This window comes from Proteus sp. fly-1067, from assembly GCF_040139345.1.
Classification (GTDB): Bacteria; Pseudomonadota; Gammaproteobacteria; order Enterobacterales; family Enterobacteriaceae; genus Proteus; species Proteus vulgaris_B.
In genome coordinates, this window is the sequence record NZ_JBEEUL010000001.1 from 165,126 (window position 1) to 188,295 (window position 23,170).

The following is a 23,170-nucleotide window of genomic DNA, read 5'->3' on the forward strand; positions in this document are numbered from 1 at the left end:
GTTTTTTAAACAAATTGTAAATAAAAAGTGATCATTTCTGAGGGTTTAAGTAAATGATGAAAAAAATAATATCTGTAGAAATATTTATTAAACCGGAAGAGCTTGTTTAGATAAAGATGAGGAGTAGATATTGCAATATATGTTACTGTGATCAAAAAAATCTTCAATTGTGGATTTGTCAAATTTTTATGCTGTATTTTTAGGTTTATAAGTTTAATAGATCGTATAAAATAAAAAATTATCATTAATATTTTAATTTGGGTAGATAAGCTTATTAATTTACACAGAGTTTTATTACTTTTATCACTTGAATAGTTAATGAACTAATTCCATAATAATGATTATCTTTTTGTGATGTGACTCACATAGTATTTAAATTGGACTACTTTATCCGTTGAATAACTTAATCGTTAAGGAGTAAAGTTGTCGCGTTAGGATTATTCTTAACGAGCTATATTGGCGAGCATTTAAAGTTTACTTTTAATTTAAATGTTTTTTTCGCTACTTTTGAAAATGACCGTAACTAAGTAATACAAGGTAGTGTTACTACGAGTCATGTTCATAAAATGGGGCCTGGAAATTTAATATTACATTTATATTAATTTCCTTGGGATCTTTCATTAGGGAGATCCTCTTTGTTCAATATAATCGGACGGGATGTAAAGAGATGAGTACGGTTGAATTGCTTAAGCATATTTATGACATAAATTTATCGTATTTGCTTTTGGCGCAAAGGTTAATTAACCAAGAAAAGGCTTCAGCAATGTTTAGGCTTGGTATTAGTGATTCCATGGCTGATGCTCTTGCAGAGCTTACATTGCCTCAATTGGTTAAGTTGGCTGAAACAAACCAACTAATCTGTAATTTCCGGTTTGAAGACAGCGAAACAATAGAACAACTCACCAAAGAATCTAGAGTGGATGATTTACAACAGATCCATACTGGAATTCTTCTTTCTTCAAACTTGTTTCGTCAGTTAGCGGAACAAGATACTTCTGCAACAAAGAAACGGGCATAACAATGAGTGAGAAAAGTATCGTCCGAGAAGCGAAAGACATTCGCTTAGCAATGGAATTAATCACCTTGGGTGCCCGCTTACAAATGCTTGAAAGTGAAACTCAATTAAGTCGGGGGCGTTTAATTAAATTATACAAAGAATTAAGAGGGAGCCCCCCTCCAAAAGGAATGTTACCTTTTTCAACGGATTGGTTTATGACATGGGAACAAAATATCCATTCCTCTATGTTCTACAATGCTTACCGTTTTTTATTGAAAAATGGGGGATGTGTAGGTGTTGAGGCAGTTGTTAAAGCTTATCGTTTATACTTAGAACAATGTCCACCTGTTAAAGATCAAGAACCTATTTTAGCACTAACAAGAGCATGGACATTAGTACGCTTTGTTGAAAGTGGTATGTTACAACTTTCAGTTTGTACCAAATGTAATGGTTCATTTATTACACACGCACACCAACCTGCTAGCAATTATGTTTGTAGTCTTTGCCAGCCTCCTTCTCGCGCAATAAAAAAACGTAAACTTTCCGCCAATCCTGCCGATATTAACTTACAACTGTTGGATGGTCTTGAACAGTTTGCAATGTGATTCGAGATTGAAAGTTAAATATCAGGTTATAGAGCTTAGTTATCTATAACCTGAGCCGTTTCCTCTCCCACTCCTATCTCTTGCTGCTATGTTCGCCATTCTCTCTATAACGAAATTAGCTAAAGGGATATCGCGTGTTAGTACTCTTAGGATATATCGTGGTTATGAGCGCCGTCATCGGGGGATATCTTCTCGTCGGTGGTAGTTTAGGCGCCTTATACCAGCCAGCCGAATTTATAATTATTTTTGGTGCCGGTATCGGTGCTTTTATTGTAGGTAATAATGGTAGAGCAATTGTATCGACAATGAAGATCCTACCGAAATTACTTCGCAGTACCAATTACAATAAAGCGATGTACATGGATTTAATGGCACTCATGTTTCGTTTGTTGTCAAAAGCGCGTCAAAACGGCATGTTGGCATTAGAGAGAGATATCGAAAACCCACAGCAAAGTGATATTTTTTCCCAATATCCTCGCATTATGAAAGATGTCTATATGCTCAGTTTTATTACGGATTATATGCGTCTCATGGTGACAGGAAATATGAATCCTTATGAAATTGAATCTCTGATGGATGAAGAGATTGCAACTTTTGAGGAAGAGAGTGAAGTTCCTGCAACGGGATTATCTGCTATGGGTGATTCACTACCTGCATTTGGTATTGTTGCTGCTGTGATGGGTGTCGTTAATGCGTTAGGCGCAGCTGATAGACCTGCTGGTGAAATGGGCGTTCTCATTGGTCATGCAATGGTCGGAACTTTCTTAGGTATTTTATTAGCATATGGTTTTATTTCACCATTAGCTTCTCGACTCAGACAGCGCTCTAGTCAACAAATGAAAATGATGGAGTGTATCAAAACTACACTGTTATCTAGCATGAATGGATATGCGCCACAGATAGCGGTTGAGTTTGGACGTAAAACCCTCTTTCTGGCAGACAGACCTTCTTTTATTGAATTGGAAGAACATGTACGTCAGGTACGGACACCGATGCAGGCAAATCCTGATGCAATGAAAGAAGAGTAATTATGAAGAGTAATTCACAAATCATTCGAGTTAAAAAGCGAGGGAGAAAGCAACATCACGCTCACGGTGGTGCATGGAAGATAGCTTATGCTGACTTTATGACTGCAATGATGGCTTTCTTTCTTGTGATGTGGTTACTTTCAATCTCTAGCCCACAAGAATTAACTCGTGTAGCAGAATATTTTCGTACACCGTTAAAAGTCGCGATTGAAAAAGGACGATTTAGTGGAGATGCAACAAATCCTATTCCTGGAGGAGGGCGTGATCCTGTCTATAACGAAGGTGATGTCTTGCCAAAAGGCGAGGAAGATAAACAGCTCAATGAAAAGCAACAATTCCGCCGACTAAAAGATAATTTAGAACAAGTCATTTTAAATGATCCTAGATTAAAAGATCTGAAGCCTCATTTATTAATAGACATGATGGATGAAGGATTACGAATTCAAATTATCGATAAAGCAAATCGCCCAATGTTTAGAGTTGGTAGCGCCACCGTCGAACCTTATATGAAGGATATTTTGACGGCAATTGCCCCTATTTTAAATGACACACCATATAAAATCAGTTTATCAGGTCATACCGATGATATTCCTTATGCAAGTGGCGCTTTTAAATATAGTAACTGGGAATTGTCAACCGATCGCGCTAATGCCTCTCGCCGGGAATTAATTGGTGCAGGATTAGGTGAGTGGAAAGTGTTGCGTGTTGTAGGTATGGCATCAACAGTTCATTTAGTTAAAGAGGATGGTTTTGCTCCAGCTAACCGACGGATCAGTATTTTGGTCTTAACGAAGCAAGCAGAACAAAAAATTGTACAAGAAAATGAGCGGGTTGCACCGACAGTAACAGAGGCTATTGAAATTGAGCCTCTACTTTCAGGGCAAGAAACCCCACAAGAAAAAGCAGCAAATACACAGACGGGGTCGTCTGTGTCTTCTGCATCTGAGCTTCCCGAATCAAAAAAGGAAAATGTTGAAACAGGAGTTTCTGGGGAAAGTTTGCCATCACAATCGACAAATATTACTACAAAACAGGGAACAGCCCCCTAATTTGTTGGTAATCGCGTAAAGGTGAATGAGTAACGATGGATATTACTGAGTTTTATCAAACATTTTTTGATGAAGCAGATGAGTTGTTAGCTGATATGGAACAGCATTTACTGTTACTTGATCCAGAAAATCCAGATCAAGAACAGATGAATGCGATTTTCCGTAGTGCACACTCCATAAAAGGAGGAGCTGCAACATTTGGCTTCGTTAAACTTCAACAGACCACTCATGTGCTTGAAAACTTGCTCGATAGTGCAAGACGTCATGAGATGGCGCTCACCGACGACATTATTAACCTGTTTCTGGAAGCGAAAGATATTATGCAACAGCAATTGGATGCACATAAAAACTCACAAGAACCTGATGAGGAAACATTTAACTATATTTGTGAGAAGTTGCGTCAGCTGGCTCTCGATGTAAAAGAAGAACAATCAGCTCCTCATGTTGAGGCCGTTGCTGGATCTGAAACTTCAGTTTTACATGTCACTGAGACTGAAACTTCTGCCTCATCATCGGATGTGGATAGTGTACAAAATGACGCCATAGTAGCAGAAACATCGAAAATGGCTGCTGATGGACATTATTACCATCACATCATTTTGTCTGATCTTAAAGAGACCGATATTGATTTAATGCTTGATGAATTAAAACATCTTGGGGAAGTCAGCCAAGTTGAAAAACAACATCATGGCCTTGAGGCAATATTAAAAACAACCGCAACCGAAGAAGATATTAGTGCGGTACTCTGTTTTGTGATTGAGCCCGAACAAATCTCGTTTAGACAAAATACTACGACAGAAAAAACGGTAGAGCATATTGCGACATCAGAAGAGTGTGAAATATCTGCTGATGATGCTCATATTGAAGAACAAGTTGAGCAACCAGCGCCCGTTCAATCTGTTATTGCTGAGAAAGTAACACCATCAGAACCAGTTAAAACACCAACTGCGACAGTATCTGCACCTGCAAAAAGGCCAGCCACTGCACCAACACCTAAAACAGAATCAACCAGTATTCGTGTTGCGGTTGAAAAAGTTGATCAACTTATCAACTTAGTTGGTGAATTGGTTATCACACAATCAATGTTGGCTCAGCATAGCGATAGCCTTGAACCGTCTATATACAGCGATTTGTTAAGTTGTATTGCACAACTGCAACGCAATTCTCGTGATCTGCAAGAATCTGTGATGTCGATTCGTATGATGCCAATGGAATATGTATTTAGCCGATTCCCGCGAGTTGTCCGTGATTTAGCAGGAAAAATGAATAAAAAAGTTGAGCTAAACATGATTGGTAGCTCGACCGAACTTGATAAAAGTTTAATTGAAAAAATTATCGATCCACTGACTCACTTAGTCCGAAATAGCCTCGATCATGGTATTGAAATGCCAGCAGATCGCGTTGCTGTTGGTAAGCCAGAAGCAGGACAATTAACATTGTCTGCGGAGCATCAAGGCGGCAATATTTGTATTGAAGTGACTGATGATGGTGCAGGATTAAATCGCGAACGAATTTTGAAAAAAGCCATTTCTTCAGGGCTTTCAGTTTCTGAAAATATGAGCAACGAAGAAGTTGCTATGCTTATTTTTGCACCTGGGTTCTCAACCGCAGAAGTTGTGACTGATGTTTCTGGTCGCGGTGTGGGTATGGATGTTGTGAAACGAAATATCCAAGAGATGGGTGGTCAAATTCAAATTAGTTTTGAAGTGGGCAAAGGAACTCGTATTCGTATTTTACTGCCACTTACATTAGCTATTTTGGATGGTATGTCAGTTAAAGTACAAGACGAAGTCTTTATTCTGCCATTAGGTACAGTAGTCAGTTCTTTACAACCTGAAGAGGATGATATTTATCCATTAGCTGGTGATGAGAAGTTATTGCAAGTAAGAGGAGAATATTTACCTCTTATTGAATTGCATCGTACTTTTAATATTGAAGGTGCTCAAACAGATATTACTCAAGCGATTGCGGTTATCGTACAAAGTGCCGGACGCCGTTATGCTTTATTGGTAGATAAATTAGTTGGTCAGCATCAAGTTGTCGTTAAAAATATAGAAAGCAATTACCGAAAAGTACCGGGTATTTCTGCCGCAACAATTATGGGCGATGGTAGTGTGGCTTTAATTCTTGATGTACCAGAATTACAACGCTTAAGTCATACACAAATGACAAATAAGAAAAAGAATACAACTGCAAGCGCAGTCATTTAATAGTGAGGATAAAATAAGATTATGGCTTCGGAACATTTCGAGAAATTATCCGGTGAAACTGTTGGACAAGGATTTCTAATTTTTACGCTGGGCGACGAAGAATATGGAATTGATATTTTAAAGGTTCAAGAAATTCGTGGATATGATCAAGTTACTCGTATTGCTAATTCACCTAGCTTTATTAAAGGGGTAACAAATTTACGGGGCGTTATTGTTCCGATTGTTGATCTGCGTATTAAATTTTCACAAGAAAGTGTAACTTATAATGACAATACTGTTGTTATTGTGGTTAACTTATTAAATCGAATTGTAGGAATTGTTGTTGATGGTGTTTCTGATGTTCTTACGCTGAAGCCAGAGCAAATCTGCCCTGCGCCGGAGTTTGCGGTCACAATGTCTACAGAGTATTTAACAGGCTTAGGTACTTTAGATGAAAGAATGCTTATTCTTGTTGATATTGAGAAATTACTCAATAGTGAAGAAATGGAATTAGTTGATAGCGCAACAATTCAAGCTAAATAAGTTTTTATTTTTTAAAAAATAATCTAAATACTGTTCCGGTAAGCTTGCCGGAATAGCTATTTCTGTCTTTTTTATTTTATTAGCGAGTGCTAAAGCATTAAATTAACTTTAAGGTAAATTTAAAGATAAAAAAGAACTGTTAATTTGAGTTAAGTTCTATTTTATTATTTATTAATTTATAAGTAGCTATCACCAAGTTGTAATATTTTTCTACTGACGGAAATAAATATAAAGTTTTTTATACTTATAATTTTAATTAAAAACAAGTATTACCATCGCTTTTTAATGGGGCAAAAACGTGACTAAGACGAAATGAAACCTATAAAGTTTCTCTTAAGTCTGCCGATAACTTGCTCATTACCATTTATTATAAAAAAGGGAAACTATGTTTAGCCGAATGAAAATAGTGACTGGATTATTATCCATTCTTCTGTTGTTTGGTGTTTTGCAATTTATCTCCGGGGGAGTTTTTTACTCAAATATTATTGAGACAAGAAATGACCTGAATAAAACACTAACAATACAGGATCAACGTGAGCGCCTAGACGAAAGTTGGGCTAACTTACTCCAAGCTCGTAATAATATTAATCGCGCTGCGATTAGCTTTTTATTACAAGATAAAAACCTGAATGTGGATGATTCTCTTTCTGTTGACTATCTTACGGGTCTTGCTCGTAAAAATATGTCTCGTGCAGATGAGAAATTTAAAGAATTTGAAAAAAACATTACCGCTTATCAAGTTCACTCAGAAGATGATGTTCGTAGCCTAAAAGGGCGTTTTATCGAATATTTCTCTGCATTAAATCAATTGGAAATTTTACTTCAAGATAAGAATTTAAAAGATTTTTTTGAGCAACCAACGACAGGTTATCAAGATGCTTTTTATAAAGAATATCTTGCCTACGTTATGCGTAATGAGAAGTTTAATGATGAATTAAACGTGGCATTAGAAGCCTCTCACCAACGTACAGTTATCACAATGGTTGTTTTAGCCATTATCGTTATCTCTGCATTAATTTTATGCTGGTTTGCGTTACGTAATGCCTTGATTAGACCATTAAATTCACTTCTATTAAGTATTAAAACCTTCTCTGAAGGCGATTTACGTCCAAATATTGAAGTGAATGGCCGTAATGAAATGAGCTTGTTAGCAAATGGCTTAAAGCATATGCAACAAGAGCTTATTCAAACCGTTCGTGGAGTCTATCAGAGTACAGAAAATATTTATAACAGCACGAGTGAAATTGCGGCTGGAAATAATGATCTATCTGCACGTACCGAAGAGCAAGTGGCTTCATTAGAAGAAACCGCTGCTAGCATGGAACAGTTAACGGCAACCGTAAAACAGAATGCAGATAACGCTCGTCAAGCAAGTAACCTTGCTAATGATGCCTCAGATATCGCTCGTCAAGGCGGAAAAGTTGTTGCTAATGTGGTGCAAACAATGCACGACATAGCCGGAAGTTCTCAGAAAATCACCGATATTACTGCAGTTATCGATGGTATTGCATTCCAGACCAATATTTTGGCACTGAATGCGGCCGTTGAAGCAGCAAGAGCCGGTGAGCATGGTCGCGGATTTGCGGTAGTTGCCGGTGAAGTTCGTAACCTTGCACAGAGAAGTGCAGAAGCTGCTAAAGAAATAAAAACACTGATTGAAGATTCTGTAAGTCGTACTGAAACTGGCTCTGTGCTCGTTGAAAGTGCGGGTGAGACGATGACGCGTATTGTGGACTCCGTAACTCGTGTTACTGACATCATGGGCGAAATCGCTTCTGCATCAGATGAACAAAGTCGAGGGATTTCACAAGTTGGCCTTGCGGTGTCTGAAATGGATCGTGTCACTCAGCAAAATGCCTCTTTAGTAGAACAATCTGCAGCCGCTGCTGCTGGTCTTGAAGATCAAGCAGTTGCATTAACCCGCTTAGTTTCAATCTTCAAATTACCGGGTCAGGAAGAAAAAACGCTAGAAAGAAAGGAATCGGATGCAACCCCTGTAGTTAAAGCCGCTGCTCCACTTATAAAACCAGGAACCTCAGAAAAGAAAAAGAGCAGCAGTGTTGAAGATCCCGCTAACTGGGAAACTTTCTAACAACAACAAGTGGCTGACAAGCGGTGGCTTTTTACCACCGCTTTAAACGAGGTGAAGGCATGTTTAGGTTTCGCAAATTAAAGATATCCACCAGTCTATATTTATTACTGATGATGTTTTGCGTTATGCAGGTGATTTCTAGTGGTATTTCGCTAGGGATTGTCCATTTGAATAACGAACAGATCACCAGAGTTGATTTAGATACATCTAAGCGAGATGAGTTAGGATTAAGTTGGGCATCTTTAATACAAACACGTAATGCGATTAATCGTGTTGCTATCGCAGTGAAAACTGAACAGTCAACGGATTATATTCAATCTATTGAATCAATAGCACTTTCACGCTTGGAAACGGCGAATACTCATTTTCAAAATTTCCTTGCTGAAATAAATAAAGAGGCAATACCGACAGAAGAAAAAGAAATCGTTGAAGCGGTGAAAAATGATTACCACGTTTTATATGGTGCATTAACTGAATTACATAACATGTTAAAAAACGATAATTTCCAAGGTTTTTTAGACCAACCAACGGAACGTTATCAAACGGCAATGGAAAATTCATTTAACACTTATATGAATTATGTGCAGACAGAAATTACAGAATCGATAGAGCAAGGACATCGTTCTTATACTATCGCTATCTTAATGTTTATCGGCGCAATAGCGATGGTTATTGTTGTGTCAATCGCGGCTCACCGTTGGCTAAGTTTTAATATCATTAAACCTTTCGCAAGTTTAAGCCGTTATTTTAATGATGTTGCGACTGGTAAATTAAATCGTGAAATTCTTGTATTTACGGATGATGAAATAGGGGATGTGTTTAGACAATTACGAGATATGCGTGGTGAGCTAGCGCGTTCTATTCGTATTGTTCGAGATAACAGCCACGCTATGCATTCTGGCATTCAAGAAATTTCTAAAGGAAATACGGATTTATCCTCAAGAACTGAACAACAAGCTGCTTCATTAGAAGAAACTGCGGCAAGCATGGAAGAGTTAACAGCGACGGTAAAACAAAATGCTGATAACGCCCTACAAGCAAGTAAGCTCGCAGAATCTGCTTCTGAGACAGCCATGCGTGGTGGTCAAATTACGCATAGTGTTGTTGAAACCATGGATGCGATTACACAAAGTTCTCAAAAGATAGGAGCTATTATCAGTGTGATTGATGGTATTGCGTTCCAAACCAATATATTAGCACTTAATGCGGCCGTTGAAGCTGCACGCGCAGGCGAACAAGGACGAGGATTCTCGGTTGTTGCTGGAGAAGTTCGTAACCTTGCTCAACGTAGTGCTGATGCTGCAAAAGAAATCAAATTATTGATTGATGAATCTGTTTTACGAGTCTCTCAAGGTTCTCAACTCGTTAATAATGCAGGGCAGACAATGGAGGAACTCGTCACATCAGTAAATAAAGTCACTGAATTAATGGCAGAAATCGCCTCAGCTTCTGATGAACAAAGTAGAGGTATTCACCAAGTCGCTGATGCAGTCAGTCAGATGGATCAGGTGACACAGCAAAACGCTGCTTTGGTGGAGCAATCAGCATCTGCTGCCGCAGCATTGGAAGATCAGGCTAATAACCTTGTTGATGCTGTATCGGCATTCGAGTTGCCTGACACGGATGAGAGTAATACCTCTTCATCCCTAGAAGGTAATGGGTTGAAAAAAGCAGATAAAAAATCATTTTTTAAAAAGACCCATTAAAAAACAATGAAACGTAATGTTACTGAAGTCTTATCAGATATCGCTGCTCAACCGTTGGATATTTTTACTCAACGGTTCATGTTGTCCGATGATCAGTTCCAATCTATATGCCAATTGATTTATCAAAAGGCAGGTATTGTGCTGACTAACAACAAAAGGGAGATGGTTTATAACCGTCTCACTAGGAGGTTACGTGAATTACGGATGAATAACTTTGGTGACTATCTTGCGTTTCTTAAAAGTGATGTACGCAACCCTGAATGGCAAGAGTTTGTTAATGCTTTAACTACGAATCTCACTGCATTTTTCAGGGAAGCACATCATTTTCCTATTTTGGCGAAACATGCCAGAAAAAGAGCAGGAGCAGGGGGCGTCTACCGAGTATGGTGTGCAGCTGCATCTACTGGAGAAGAGCCTTATTCAATTGCGATGACTTTACGCGATGTTTTTGGGAATAACCCTTATAAAACCAAAATTATTGCCAGCGATATCGATACAAATGTGTTGGATAAAGCACGAAAAGGTGTTTACCGACAAGAAGAGCTTAAAACATTAAATGATGAATATTTGAAAAAATATTTTCTCAAAGGTGTCGGCGATTTTGAAGGATACGTAAAAATTAGACCACAAATCAGTGAAATGGTCTCTTTTCAGTATTTGAATCTACTCGACAAGCAATGGGATTTAGAAGGCAGTTTTGATGCGATTTTTTGTCGTAATGTCATGATTTATTTTGATAAAACGACACAACAAACCTTACTTAACCGCTTTACCTCATTACTTAAACCAGACGGAATGCTGTTTGTTGGGCATTCTGAAAATGTAAGCCAGCTTAGCAAGGATTTCTACTTGCATGGGCATACCGTTTACGGGCTGACACCAGCAAGGAGAGGTTATGAATAAAATAACGGTACTCTGTGTTGATGATTCGGCGCTAATGCGCCAAATCATGCGAGAAATCATCAACAGTCATAGCGATATGGAAGTTGTTGATTGTGCACCAGATCCTATAGTGGCTCGTGACTTAATAAAAAAGTACAACCCACAGGTATTAACGTTAGACGTTGAAATGCCACGTATGGATGGTATTGATTTCTTGGAAAAACTGATGCGATTAAGACCGATGCCTGTCGTTATGGTTTCATCATTAACAGCTAAAGGCTCAGAAGTAACGCTAAAAGCGTTAGAACTGGGTGCTGTTGATTTTGTGACTAAACCACAGCTTGGTTTACGTGAAGGTATGCTCGCTTATAGTGAACTGATTGCAGAGAAAATTCGTGCAGCCGCTCTTGCACGAATTAGTCGGCGCGAAGTTCAAGTAGTGCCTTCTAAATCATTGTCATTTACACCGATGATTTCGAGTGAAAAGTTGATTGCTGTAGGTGCATCAACTGGTGGCACAGAGGCTATTCGTAATTTTCTAGAACCATTACCCGTTACCAGCCCAGCGGTGTTGATTACACAACATATGCCAGCAGGGTTTACACACTCATTTGCAGAACGATTAAATCGTTTATGTCAAATCAGTGTAAAAGAAGCTGAAGATGGAGAACGTGTATTACCAGGGCATGCGTATGTTGCGCCGGGTGATTATCACATGGAGCTTCGTCGCAATGGTGCTAACTACCAGATCCACATTAATAAAGAACCTGCAGTAAACCGCCATCGTCCTTCAGTCGATGTACTATTTCGTTCAGTTGCAAAATATGCGGGGCGTAATGCCATTGGCGTTATTTTAACTGGAATGGGAAGTGATGGTGCTGCTGGGTTATTAGAAATGCGTCAAGCAGGAAGTTATACCTTTGCACAAGATGAAGCGAGTTGTGTCGTCTTTGGTATGCCTCGAGCTGCGGTTGAAATAGGCGCAGTTGATGAGGTGAAAAGTATAAGCTCAATGAGTAAAGCGGTACTGATGAAAATCAGTAGCACGCAATCATTGCGTATCTGATTAAGTTCAGTTTAAAAAGCAACACAGTAATTTGCCGATATATTTTGAAGGAGTTTTCAATGGCAAGTAAGGATCTGAAATTTTTAGTGGTTGATGATTTTTCAACAATGCGCCGCATAGTTCGTAATTTGCTAAAGGAATTAGGATTTACGAATGTAGAAGAAGCAGAAGATGGTGCTGACGCGTTAGCTAAATTACGCAATTCGGCAATTGATTTTGTGATAACAGACTGGAACATGCCAAATATGGATGGTCTAGAGCTTCTTAAAAATATTCGTAGTGATGCGGGACTTGCAGCAACACCAGTATTAATGGTGACCGCTGAAGCTAAAAAAGAAAATATCATTGCAGCAGCGCAAGCCGGTGCAAGTGGGTATGTTGTTAAACCTTTTACAGCAGCAATTCTTGAAGAAAAACTAAATAAAATTTTTGAAAAACTGGGCATCTAAGGAGTCGCAATGAGTGGGAATCCAATTATGCCGAAAGATAATATTGAAATGACATCTGATATTATCAGCCGGATCGGACAATTGACGCGGATGTTGCGCGACAGTTTGCGAGAATTAGGATTGGATAAAGCAATAGCCGAAGCAGCAGAAGCCATCCCTGACGCTAGGGAACGATTGGATTATGTTGCTCAAATGACCGCTCAGGCAGCTGAGCGTACATTGAATTGTGTCGAAGCTGCGCAGCCTAAACAGGATGCGTTAAGTGCCGATGCGACTAAGCTTACTGAACGTTGGGACCAATGGTTTGAACAGCCAGAAGAGCTGAAAGATGTACGCTCTCTTGTAACAGATACCCGCAATTATTTGCGGGATATCCCTGAGAGTACGGCTTTTACTAACAGTCAGTTACTGGAAATTATGATGGCACAGGATTTCCAAGATCTGACAGGTCAGGTGATTAAGCGCATGATGAGTGTCGTTCAAGAAATTGAAAAGCAACTCGTGATGGTATTAATGGAAAACCTGCCACCAGAGCAACTTGAAAAGTCTAATGTGAAAAAAGAGACTGATTCTTTATTAAATGGTCCACAGGTTAATAAAAACAATGCTGGTGTGATCAAAAACCAAGATCAAGTTGATGATTTGCTAGAAAGTCTAGGTTTTTAACCTGTGATGAGTTTTAGGGCGATAAGGACGTTGAGATATGCAGGACGCATTCGCTCTATGCTCTGCTCTTTTAGGATGGTGTACTTTATGGATAAAAAATCACGTAATAACGCTTTGATAGCCCACGCTATTGAAGAAAATGTAAGCCGCTTTTTTTAAGCGGCTTTCGATGTTGCTTAAATCAGGATCAATATAAGAAAGTACATTATTTTCTGTGAATTTCGCTGATTTCCTTATAATTAGCGACAATACTACCTTTATTGTTATTTTTATCATTAGATTGCTTTCTAAGCGCCTACCGCCATAGCCCAAAAAGCCCCGTAAATTTGCGATTGTTCAGCCCATCAATTTCCTCTGAATTTGTCATGCTTAGAGTCATTTCATTCATGCTTTTAATCTCATTATCTAAATCGGACAGACTGTGGCTGAAGATAGCGATCTCGAAAAAACAGAAGACCCCACACCCCATAAACGGGAAAAAGCTAAAAAGGATGGACAAATTGTCCGTTCTAAAGAGCTTTCATCCGTTTTAATGATCTTGGGTGGTGTGAGTTTGCTGTGGATGAGTGGTGGATTTATCACTCGTGGGCTACATGCCATGTTAACGGAAGGATTTACATTTAATCATCACCTTATTGGTAATGAGAATTTGTTGATCCCTCGATTTGGTAGCTTGATTAAACAAGCTGTTTTTGCATTATCACCTGTGTTTTTTGGTTTAGTGCTTGTGGCAATTGGTGGCTCTGCTTTATTAGGTGGGATTAACTTTAGTAGTAAATCTATTAAGTTTGATCCGAAAAAATGGAACCCTATTTCTGGGTTAAAACGTATATTTTCAATGAATGCGTTAGCAGAGTTATTTAAAGCGATACTAAAATCCACCTTTGTGGGGATCGCTGCAACCGTTTTTTTATGGCACAACTGGAACGATATTCTTCATCTGATCACACTTCCTCCGCTTAGTGCATTAGCCAATGCGATGCAATTGCTGATTTTTGCTGTCTACATTACGGTTTTTATGCTGATCCCGATGGTGGCATTCGACATTATTTTCCAAATCCGTAGCCATCTGAAAAAGCTACGTATGACGCGCCAAGAAATTAAAGACGAATTTAAACAGCAAGAGGGTGATCCTCAACTTAAAGCGCGTATTCGTCAGCAACAACATGCTATGTCTCGCCGTCGAATGATGGCTGATGTACCGAAGGCTGACGTTATTGTTACGAACCCAACACACTATGCTGTCGCATTGCAATATAACGACAAAATGACCGCACCTAAAGTGTTAGCGAAAGGTGCAGGGGCTATTGCGTTAAAAATTAAAGAGATTGGTGCAGAAAATCGAATTCCGCTTCTAGAAGCGCCACCGCTTGCTAGGGCGTTATATCGTCACAGTGAAATAGGCCATGCAATACCTTCAACCCTTTATGCCGCGGTTGCAGAGGTGCTTGCATGGGTTTATCAACTGAAACGATGGAAAACCGAAGGTGGTTTAAAACCTAAACAACCTATGAACTTGCCAGTGCCTCCCGCACTGGACTTTGCTGGAGAAGATAATCGTCATGGCTAATTTGGCCTCATTACTCCGCTTGCCGGGAAATTGGAAAAGTTCTCAGTGGCAGATACTGGCAGGGCCAGTGCTTATCTTGTTGATACTGTCAATGATGGTATTGCCATTGCCACCTTTTCTATTGGATTTATTATTTACCTTTAATATCGCACTTTCGATCATGGTGCTGTTAGTGGCAATGTTTACAAAACGTACTTTAGACTTTGCTGCTTTCCCGACTATTTTGCTGTTTACCACGTTGTTACGTTTATCATTAAACGTTGCTTCAACACGTATCATCTTAATGGAAGGACATACAGGGCCAGAAGCTGCAGGGCGCGTTGTTGAGGCCTTTGGCCATTTCCTTGTTGGCGGTAACTTTGCTATCGGTATTGTGGTCTTTATCATCCTTGTTTTGATTAACTTTATGGTTATCACCAAGGGTGCGGGACGTATTGCTGAAGTGGGTGCTCGTTTTGTGTTAGATGGAATGCCGGGTAAACAGATGGCAATCGATGCTGATCTGAATGCGGGCATTATTAACGAAGATGAAGCTAAAAAGCGTCGTAAAGAAGTTTCATTAGAATCTGACTTTTACGGCTCAATGGATGGTGCGAGTAAATTCGTTCGTGGTGACGCCATCGCAGGCTTAATGATCCTTGTGATTAACGTGGTGGGGGGCCTTATCGTCGGTGTCGCTCAACACGGAATGGCGTTAAACGATGCAGCAACGACTTATACTCTTTTAACCATCGGTGATGGTCTGGTTGCTCAAATCCCAGCATTGATTATCTCAACAGCAGCGGGTGTTATTGTTACTCGTGTTGCAACAGATGAAGATGTTGGGCAACAAATGGTGACTCAACTATTTGATAATCCTCGTGTACTGATGTTAACAGCTGGGGTGTTAGGCTTGTTAGGTTTAGTCCCGGGAATGCCTAACTTTGTTTTCCTCTTCTTCACAGCAGCATTAGGTGGATTGGGTTGGTATATTTTACGTCGTAACGCTAACCCTGAAGTGCAACAACAAAAAGAGATGGAAGAAGTTGAGAAGCAAAACCGTGTTGTTGAAGCGTCATGGGAAGATGTGCAACTGGAAGATCCATTAGCGATGGAAGTAGGATACCGCTTAATTCCAATGGTAGATAACCGCCAAAATGGTGAGTTATTAGGACGAATTAGTGGTATTCGTAAAAAGTTTGCTCAAGAGACAGGCTACCTTCCTCCTGTTGTTCATATTCGTGACAATATGGAGTTAAGACCTTCTTCTTACCGTATTTTGATGAAAGGGGTTGAAATTGGTCATGGAGAAGCGCATCCGGGGCGTTGGTTAGCAATTAATCCGGGTAATGCAGTCGGCTCTTTAGACGGTGATATCACTCAAGAGCCAGCTTTTGGTTTACCCGCGGTTTGGATTGATGACAGTTTAAGAGAGCAAGCACAGGTTCAAGGCTATACCGTTGTTGCGGCAAGTACTGTTATTGCAACGCACTTTAACCATGCATTAACGAAATACGCATCAGAACTATTTGGTCGCCAAGAAGCACAAATGTTATTTGATAGGGTCAGTAAAGAGCTCCCTAAAATGACAGAAAATATGATCCCAGATATGCTTTCACTCACGGTGTTGCATAAGGTATTGCAAAATCTGCTTTCTGAGCAAGTGCCTATTCGTGATATGAGAACCATATTAGAAGCCTTAGCAGAGCATGCACCAGAACAAAAAGATCCGGCCGAATTAACGGCAGTGGTTCGTGTTGCACTTCGCCGTGCGATTACACAACACTGGTTTGGTGATCAAGATGAAATCCAGGTGATTGGTTTAGATGCAAGCTTAGAACGTATTTTGGTTCAAGCAATGCAAAGTGGTGGTGGATTAGAGCCGGGTCTTGCTGAAAATATTGAACAACAAGCGGCAGATGCTGTACGCCATCAAGAGATGTCTGGTGGTGCTCCAGTATTATTAGTGAATCACACATTGCGTTCATTACTTTCACGCTTCTTACGGCGTAGTTTGCCACAATTGGCGGTGTTATCGAATATGGAAATTAGTGAAGGTCGTCGGATCCGTATGACATCAATGATTGGTGGGCAACCACATTAATCATTTTCGTTGATATACCGTTATCTACCGCTAAGGCCACTTTATTAAGTGGCCTTTTTTATATTGATAGACATGAAGAGGGATGTGTTCGCGCTTTTATTTATGATAAAGGGTAAAGCTGGTACATCAATAAATAGGTGGTTTGATGATGTTATGAAAAGTGTAGTAATAATTTGAATAATAAAGAAATAAAGGCTCAATTAATAGTGAAAATGTAGATAAGAGAAATAAAGTGTTACGAGAAGAAGATAGATAATAGTGATGTATAGTAGCTTAAAGTTAATAACGTTTTATCAATAAAGAAAAACGCCATCAAGATTGATGGCGTATCATGTGAATTCTAATAATTATCGAGAAAACCTAAACCTGAATTTTTCGCCCAGCTAATGTAGAGCGCTGTGCTTGACCATCAGAACCATAAAGGGTTGGGCTGTGGTTCTTCTGCAAAAAACGGATAGCATCACTATTACGAGAAATATGTTGCTCTAATAGTAATCCGTTATGTTGATTAAGATGTTTTAGCTCCGCCGTAATATCCATTATCTGTATCCATAAATCAGATAAGAATGGTAATCCGGTGTAAGGTTTTTCTACACCAGCTTGTAAGCTTAGCGTATGACGCTGTTGGTCTGTATGACCTAAAGCCGACAAGACAAAATTCTTCTGTTCAGTAACTTCGTGAAGTGCATTGATATCAATGTTACCTGCACACAATAACTGTTGTTCAGCACGTAGAATACTGGCAATAGTATTGAGCTGTGATAATTGAAGATCTAAAGTCTGGCGGAGTTCTTCCATCATAATCATTAAAATATTATTGAGTTATGCTTTCAGCAGCTTCACGGAAAAGAGCATCCGCGATTTTACCGCTGTCCATGGTTAAGGTTCCGTTGGCAATTGCTTCTTTTAAACGAGCAACTTTCTCAACGTTTATGTCTTTATTTCCAGGCTGAACAAGTTTTTTCTGTGCTTCACTTAATTTAACCGAAGTGTCACCTGTTGCAGTTTTTTGTTCAGTTGTTCCCGATTTACGTGAGCCCTGTGTAACTTCACCTGGGTTACGTTGTGCAATTGCGTTAATCGGAAGCAGTGGATTTGCGCGTTCAATACTCATAGGAAAATCCTTTGTTAGGCATCAATTAATAGTCAGATGAAGCCATTGTAAAACAACCTATGTGTTTTCGCCTATCATCTTGGTTCTTTATATCGGCTGTAGAATCAAAAACTTTAATGTTACTTGTCATACTCGTCATACTTCAAGCCGTAGCGTTGTTGACTGCATTCACTCACACTAGTCACATACTTATGTATGCTCCTAGCGATTCGTTCATTTGTCGCCTAGCTACAGCTTGAATTATTTAGAGTATCTACTGGCGATGCTTTAAATTTGCGCCTAGCTACAGCTTGAATTATTTAGAGTATCTATATTAGATGCTTTAAATTGTTGTCTAACTACAGCTTGAATTATTTAGAGTATCTATATTAGATGCTTTAAATTGTTGTCTAGCTACAGCTTGAATTATTTAGAGTATCTATATTGATGCTTTAAATTGTCGCAATTATTTAGAGTAAAAAATGTAACGTAAGAGAGTTTACCTTGGCTTGCCATAACTGAAACGGGTAACAAGCAATTCAATATAGGCTTATTCTGCTTATCAGCTTTTTAATTTATTAAAGTGGGATGCGAACAGAGCCATTTTCAAGTGCTTCTCCAGTGACGATTTGTCCTGATTTTACTCTTACTCGGATCGTTTCATTGGCCACGGCGTTGTTTACCGCTTTGCCCTCATAACGGATCTGAAAGTGAGGACCTTGTGCAAATACCGTTACTGTTTGCCCTGCTAAAATTGCCCAAGGGCGACGAACCATGGTTGATGTTAAGGGTTTACCTGCGGATATTTGTCTCATCGCAATCGCATTTTTAATTAATGCGGGATCGCGCAATACATCATAAGGTTGTTTTTCTAACTCGCCTGTTGTCATGCTGACAGCAGATGTTTCAATGATGTCATCACGATTAATATCTTTTTTTGCGATTAAGTATTTACCTTTAACGCTAACATCAACTTGAATAAAACGACGTTGTTTATCACATTGAATGGGAATTGAAAGACGTCCCCAATTGCGAGAACCTGCGTGGCGTTGGATCTCTTGTGTTTGACACACGGGCCATTTCTCTTCAGGTGTTAAAACTGTAACTGTCACTTTATCGCCTTGTTGATGAAGCGCGACAAAGAAATCTTGTAGTTCTTCAGGGAGTGATTTAGCGATACTTACATTCACCATAAAGAAAAAAGAAAACAGACCGATAAGAGTTTTAACTAACATAGTTTGTATCACCTTACAGAGTTGATGCTAATTGTGCATTTGTACTTATTTAGCCAGCACAGTGTACATCGTCTCTACACGCCTTAAACGCATAAATAGCAATCCAATTTACGCCTATTCCTCCAATCATCTTTTTTTTGAGCGTTTATTCTGTCAACTGAAATTGTTTTATCAGCTGAGGTAAGTGGCTTAGCCACCAAGGATAGAAGATGCTCGATAAATTAGAAAATACGTTTCATTTTCAACAAGAAGCGCTCTCAATACGCAATAAACGCCAAGAAATCCTCGCTGCGAATATCGCGAACGCAGATACCCCAGGCTTTCAGGCTCGTGATATTGATTTTGCTTCTGAATTGAAAAAAACCATTGAAAACGGACGTACTGGTAGTCATGGCATGCAATTAGCGATGACATCAGAGCGCCATATCCCAATCAAACCCGGTTACCGCTTAGAGGCAGACTTACTCTATCGCGTGCCTCATCAAACTGCGATGGATGGTAATACTGTGGATATGGACATGGAACGTAGTAATTTTGCTGACAATAGCCTTAAGTATCAGGCTGATGTGACATTTATTAATTCACAAGTTAAAAGCATGATGTCTGTATTGCAACAGTAAGGTAAAGAGCATGTCTTTATTTAGTATTTTTGATATTTCAAGTTCAGCACTTTCAGCGCAATCACAACGTTTAAACGTGAGTGCCAGCAATATGGCAAACGCTGACAGTGTTGCGGGTCCAGATGGCGACCCTTATCGTGCAAAGCAGGTTGTTTTTCAGGTAAATGCACCAGCCGGCCAAGAAATTGGTGGCGTGCGTGTCACCGAGGTAGTGGATGATCCCGCCCCATTTCGTATGGAATATCAGCCAGGGCATCCTTTTGCCGATGAAAAAGGATATGTACGTATGCCGAATGTTGATGTCGTGGGTGAAATGATTAATACCATCTCTGCTTCTCGTAGCTATCAAGCTAACGTTGAAGTCATGAATACGGCAAAATCACTGATGCAAAAAACACTGATGATAGGTCAATAGGGAGAATAAATTGTGGGTATTTCCTCCTCAATGAATGAACCTTATGATAATACCATTATCGGGGATGCACCTTCTTCATACCATACGAAAAAAAGTGGTAGTGATGATATTAAAGGGAATTTCCTGACACTTCTCATCACCCAGATGAAAAATCAAGACCCAACAAACCCAATGCAAAATAATGAGTTAACATCTCAGTTAGCTCAAATTTCGACCGTTGAAGGTATAGAAACACTGAATAAAACAGTGAATAACATTGTTGGGCAAATTGATCAAAGTCAGGCATTGCGAGCATCTTCCTTAGTTGGTCGTGGTGTCATGGTCGCTGGGAATAAAATTGTTGTCTTTCAGCCAACCGATGGTAAAGATGAGACTGAAAAACCCGGTGACGGGGATGACACAATTCCAACACCTGATACTCAAAATGAAAAAACACGTCAGCAAATGGGAACGTATAAAGCAGATGATACGGACCCAAATACCCCTGATAGTGAACACCTTTTTTCAACACCTTTTGGTTTTGAATTACTCAGTCCAACCGATTCTCTTACGATAAACATCACCAATGCGAGTGGTGTGACTGTTCGTACGATCAATATGGACAAAAAGATGCTACCGGATGTTTATAACTTCTCTTGGGATTGTACAGATGAAGATGACAATCCTGTTCCAACAGGAAGCTATAAATTTACCGTTAACGCCACGCTTAATGATGCTCAGGTCCCTGTTAAGACACTGAATTATGCGCTGGTGAATAGTGTGTCCATGGTGGATGGTGGTGCCCGCCTTGATGTTGGCTTAGGTAATACCGTTTCATTGGATGAAATTCGTCAGGTTCTTTAACTAACACATATTCAACTTGGAGGGCGCATGTCCTTTTCACAAGCAGTAAGTGGTTTAAACGCAGCAGCCGCAAACTTAGATACTATCGGTAACAATATTTCTAACTCCGCAACCTACGGTTTTAAAGGTGCAAGTGTTTCTTTTGCAGACGTTTTTGCAGGATCTGGTGCAGGTCTAGGTGTTAAAGTTGCAGGTATTAGCCAAAACTTTAAAGATGGTAGTATCACAACGACTAACCGTCCAACAGACGTGGCGATTTCTGGCGGTGGTTTTTTCCGTATTGAAGATCAAAACGGCGGTGTTTTTTATTCACGTAATGGTGAATTCGGTAAAGATAAAAATGGTTTCCTGACTAACATGCAAGGTATGCGTGTAACAGGTTATCCAGTACAAAGCGTTGATGGTAAAAACGTGGTTCAAAAAGGGGCAACGCCAACACCTATTGTTATTCCTACTGATATGATGAATGCAAGTGCAACCGATAAAGTAGATATGACGGTTAACTTGAACTCAGCTGAAGAAGTAATTGATCAAACAACTCATGCGTTTGATCCTAAAGATAATGATTCTTATAACTTCAGTACTAACGTAACGACTTACGATAGCTTAGGTAATGAACATAACCTGAACTTATTCTTTGTAAAAACAAAAGATAATGAATGGGAAGTTCATGCTCAAGACTCCACAACAGGTGAGCCGGCTCAAAATCTAGGCAAGTTAGTTTATAAAAATAACGGTGTATTAGACGAAGCGGCAACCAGCATTAATAATTTCACTACCGTATCTTATAAAGGTTCAGAAACCATGAGTATGGCAATGAACTTTACAGGTAGTACCCAACAGAAAGTTGCTGAATCAAGCGTATCTAAATTAGCGCAAAACGGTTATCAAGCGGGTGAATTCACCAACTTCCGTATTGAGCAAGATGGCTCAATCATGGCGACCTACTCAAACCAACAAAGCCAAGTTGTTGGTCAAATCGCATTAGCTAACTTTGCAAATGCAGGTGGCTTAAGTTCACAAGGCGACAATATGTGGTCTGAAACTAACGGTTCAGGTTCACCGATCGTCGGTGTTGCAGGCTCTGGTGTATTCGGCAAATTAACCAATAACGCATTAGAAGCGTCTAACGTTGATATGAGCCAAGAGTTAGTCAACATGATCGTTGCTCAACGTAACTATCAATCAAATGCACAAACCATCAAGACTCAGGATCAAATCCTGCAGACTCTGGTTAGCTTGCGCTAATAACGCCGGAAATAATCTGTTATGGATCATGTGATTTATACCGCGATGGGCGGCGCCAGACACTCGATGGAAAATCAAGCTGTCGTGGCGAACAACTTAGCAAACGCATCAACGCCTGGATTCAAAGCGCAGCTTAGTGCAATGCGAGCCGTACCTGTCAATGGCGATACCTTACCAACTCGTACATTAACGGTAGCTTCAACGCCTGGTAGCGATCAGAGTCAAGGAACGATGAACTATACAGGCAGATCAATGGATGTTGCATTAAGTGATAACGGTTATTTGGCTGTTCAGCTTGATGATGGCACCGAAGCCTATACCCGAAACGGAAACATCCAACGTAATGCAGATGGCATGTTGATGGTACAAGGACGTTTGTTAATGGGGGATAACGGTGCGATTGAAGTACCTCCTCAGGCAAATGTCAGTATTGCTAATAACGGTATTGTGACTGCGCATGTTCCCACTGATCCGCCAAAAATGTTGGGTCAGATTGGCCGTTTAAAAATGGTAAAACCAGAGCAAAACGACTTAGTTCGTGGTGATGATGGATTATTCCATTTATCACCGAAAGGAGCAGCGCGTGCTGGTGAGGAATTACCTGCGGATGATAGCGTGAAGGTGTTAGCTGGTGTGTTAGAAGGCAGTAATGTTAATCCAGCAGAAGCCATGGTCGATATGATAGCAAACGCAAGACGTTTCGAAATGCAAATGAAGGTTATTCATAGCGCTGATGAAAATGCGCAAAAGGCTAACCAACTGCTATCACTGAGTTAAATAGTGTAAGGGGA

The 23,170-nt window shown here is 39.8% G+C and carries 22 protein-coding genes; 19 read left to right on the forward strand and 3 right to left on the reverse strand.

The window, feature by feature from the left end:
• The first annotated feature begins 667 nt into the window (after window positions 1-667).
• From flhD to flhA, 14 genes are all read left to right on the forward strand, one after another.
• Window positions 668-1,018 carry a flagellar transcriptional regulator FlhD gene (gene flhD / locus ABN217_RS00745; protein WP_036935704.1) on the forward strand — a complete coding sequence of 117 codons (351 nt, stop codon included), beginning with the start codon at window positions 668-670 and terminating at the stop codon, window positions 1,016-1,018.
• Between the two features lie 2 nt (window positions 1,019-1,020).
• Entirely contained in the window at window positions 1,021-1,602 is a 582-nt protein-coding gene (gene flhC / locus ABN217_RS00750; RefSeq protein WP_006533207.1) for a flagellar transcriptional regulator FlhC, read from the forward strand.
• 134 nt (window positions 1,603-1,736) lie between these two features.
• Complete coding sequence (gene motA / locus ABN217_RS00755; protein WP_036935706.1) at window positions 1,737-2,630, forward strand: flagellar motor stator protein MotA; 894 nt, start codon at window positions 1,737-1,739, stop codon at window positions 2,628-2,630.
• 2 nt (window positions 2,631-2,632) lie between these two features.
• A complete protein-coding gene (gene motB, locus ABN217_RS00760) occupies window positions 2,633-3,679 on the forward strand; it encodes a flagellar motor protein MotB (protein ID WP_196553716.1) in 1,047 nt (348 codons plus the stop codon).
• 35 nt (window positions 3,680-3,714) lie between these two features.
• Entirely contained in the window at window positions 3,715-5,889 is a 2,175-nt protein-coding gene (gene cheA / locus ABN217_RS00765; RefSeq protein WP_340893380.1) for a chemotaxis protein CheA, read from the forward strand.
• 21 nt (window positions 5,890-5,910) lie between these two features.
• On the forward strand, window positions 5,911-6,411 hold the full coding sequence (cheW, locus tag ABN217_RS00770; protein WP_023581802.1) for a chemotaxis protein CheW: 501 nt from the start codon (window positions 5,911-5,913) through the stop codon (window positions 6,409-6,411).
• 385 nt (window positions 6,412-6,796) lie between these two features.
• Window positions 6,797-8,503 (forward strand): methyl-accepting chemotaxis protein, encoded by a 1,707-nt coding sequence (locus tag ABN217_RS00775; protein ID WP_115349987.1) that lies wholly within the window; start codon window positions 6,797-6,799, stop codon window positions 8,501-8,503.
• A 59-nt stretch (window positions 8,504-8,562) separates the two neighbouring features.
• On the forward strand, window positions 8,563-10,209 hold the full coding sequence (locus tag ABN217_RS00780) for a methyl-accepting chemotaxis protein (RefSeq protein ID WP_197269049.1): 1,647 nt from the start codon (window positions 8,563-8,565) through the stop codon (window positions 10,207-10,209).
• Window positions 10,210-10,215: 6 nt separating this feature from the next.
• Window positions 10,216-11,112, forward strand: coding sequence for a protein-glutamate O-methyltransferase CheR (gene cheR, locus ABN217_RS00785; RefSeq protein WP_072068535.1), 897 nt, complete (start codon window positions 10,216-10,218; stop codon window positions 11,110-11,112).
• Window positions 11,105-12,157, forward strand: coding sequence for a protein-glutamate methylesterase/protein-glutamine glutaminase (locus tag ABN217_RS00790; protein WP_109407821.1), 1,053 nt, complete (start codon window positions 11,105-11,107; stop codon window positions 12,155-12,157). The genes cheR and ABN217_RS00790 overlap by 8 nt, the downstream gene beginning before the upstream one ends.
• A gap of 59 nt (window positions 12,158-12,216) precedes the next feature.
• On the forward strand, window positions 12,217-12,606 hold the full coding sequence (gene cheY, locus ABN217_RS00795; protein ID WP_023581807.1) for a chemotaxis response regulator CheY: 390 nt from the start codon (window positions 12,217-12,219) through the stop codon (window positions 12,604-12,606).
• Between the two features lie 9 nt (window positions 12,607-12,615).
• Window positions 12,616-13,272 carry a protein phosphatase CheZ gene (gene cheZ, locus ABN217_RS00800; protein WP_023581808.1) on the forward strand — a complete coding sequence of 219 codons (657 nt, stop codon included), beginning with the start codon at window positions 12,616-12,618 and terminating at the stop codon, window positions 13,270-13,272.
• 421 nt (window positions 13,273-13,693) lie between these two features.
• Window positions 13,694-14,842, forward strand: a complete 1,149-nt coding sequence (flhB, locus tag ABN217_RS00805; RefSeq protein ID WP_072068533.1) for a flagellar biosynthesis protein FlhB — start codon at window positions 13,694-13,696, stop codon at window positions 14,840-14,842.
• Window positions 14,835-16,925, forward strand: coding sequence for a flagellar biosynthesis protein FlhA (flhA, locus tag ABN217_RS00810; protein ID WP_115349986.1), 2,091 nt, complete (start codon window positions 14,835-14,837; stop codon window positions 16,923-16,925). Before flhB ends, flhA begins: the two co-directional genes overlap by 8 nt.
• Window positions 16,926-17,285: 360 nt before the next feature.
• Here the strand turns inward: flhA and ABN217_RS00815 are convergent, their stop codons facing one another.
• From ABN217_RS00815 to flgA, 3 genes are all read right to left on the reverse strand, one after another.
• The gene (locus ABN217_RS00815) at window positions 17,286-17,726 is read right to left on the reverse strand and encodes a flagella synthesis protein FlgN (RefSeq protein ID WP_082151775.1); all 441 of its coding nucleotides are present in this window, start codon (window positions 17,724-17,726) and stop codon (window positions 17,286-17,288) included.
• Window positions 17,727-17,739: 13 nt separating this feature from the next.
• Window positions 17,740-18,039 (reverse strand): flagellar biosynthesis anti-sigma factor FlgM, encoded by a 300-nt coding sequence (gene flgM, locus ABN217_RS00820; RefSeq protein WP_036935733.1) that lies wholly within the window; start codon window positions 18,037-18,039, stop codon window positions 17,740-17,742.
• Between the two features lie 557 nt (window positions 18,040-18,596).
• Complete coding sequence (gene flgA, locus ABN217_RS00825; protein WP_072068530.1) at window positions 18,597-19,253, reverse strand: flagellar basal body P-ring formation chaperone FlgA; 657 nt, start codon at window positions 19,251-19,253, stop codon at window positions 18,597-18,599.
• A gap of 209 nt (window positions 19,254-19,462) precedes the next feature.
• Here flgA and flgB point away from each other — a divergent pair, with 209 nt between their 5' ends.
• From flgB to ABN217_RS00850, 5 genes are read left to right on the forward strand one after another with little or no spacing between them, the layout of a single operon-like run.
• Window positions 19,463-19,873 (forward strand): flagellar basal body rod protein FlgB, encoded by a 411-nt coding sequence (gene flgB, locus ABN217_RS00830; RefSeq protein WP_072068529.1) that lies wholly within the window; start codon window positions 19,463-19,465, stop codon window positions 19,871-19,873.
• Window positions 19,874-19,883: 10 nt separating this feature from the next.
• Window positions 19,884-20,288 (forward strand): flagellar basal body rod protein FlgC, encoded by a 405-nt coding sequence (flgC, locus tag ABN217_RS00835; RefSeq protein ID WP_023581815.1) that lies wholly within the window; start codon window positions 19,884-19,886, stop codon window positions 20,286-20,288.
• Between the two features lie 12 nt (window positions 20,289-20,300).
• A complete protein-coding gene (locus tag ABN217_RS00840) occupies window positions 20,301-21,131 on the forward strand; it encodes a flagellar hook assembly protein FlgD (RefSeq protein ID WP_072068528.1) in 831 nt (276 codons plus the stop codon).
• 27 nt (window positions 21,132-21,158) lie between these two features.
• The gene (gene flgE, locus ABN217_RS00845) at window positions 21,159-22,379 is read left to right on the forward strand and encodes a flagellar hook protein FlgE (protein ID WP_072068527.1); all 1,221 of its coding nucleotides are present in this window, start codon (window positions 21,159-21,161) and stop codon (window positions 22,377-22,379) included.
• A 21-nt stretch (window positions 22,380-22,400) separates the two neighbouring features.
• Window positions 22,401-23,156, forward strand: coding sequence for a flagellar basal body rod protein FlgF (locus ABN217_RS00850; protein ID WP_196553714.1), 756 nt, complete (start codon window positions 22,401-22,403; stop codon window positions 23,154-23,156).
• Window positions 23,157-23,170: the final 14 nt, after the last annotated feature.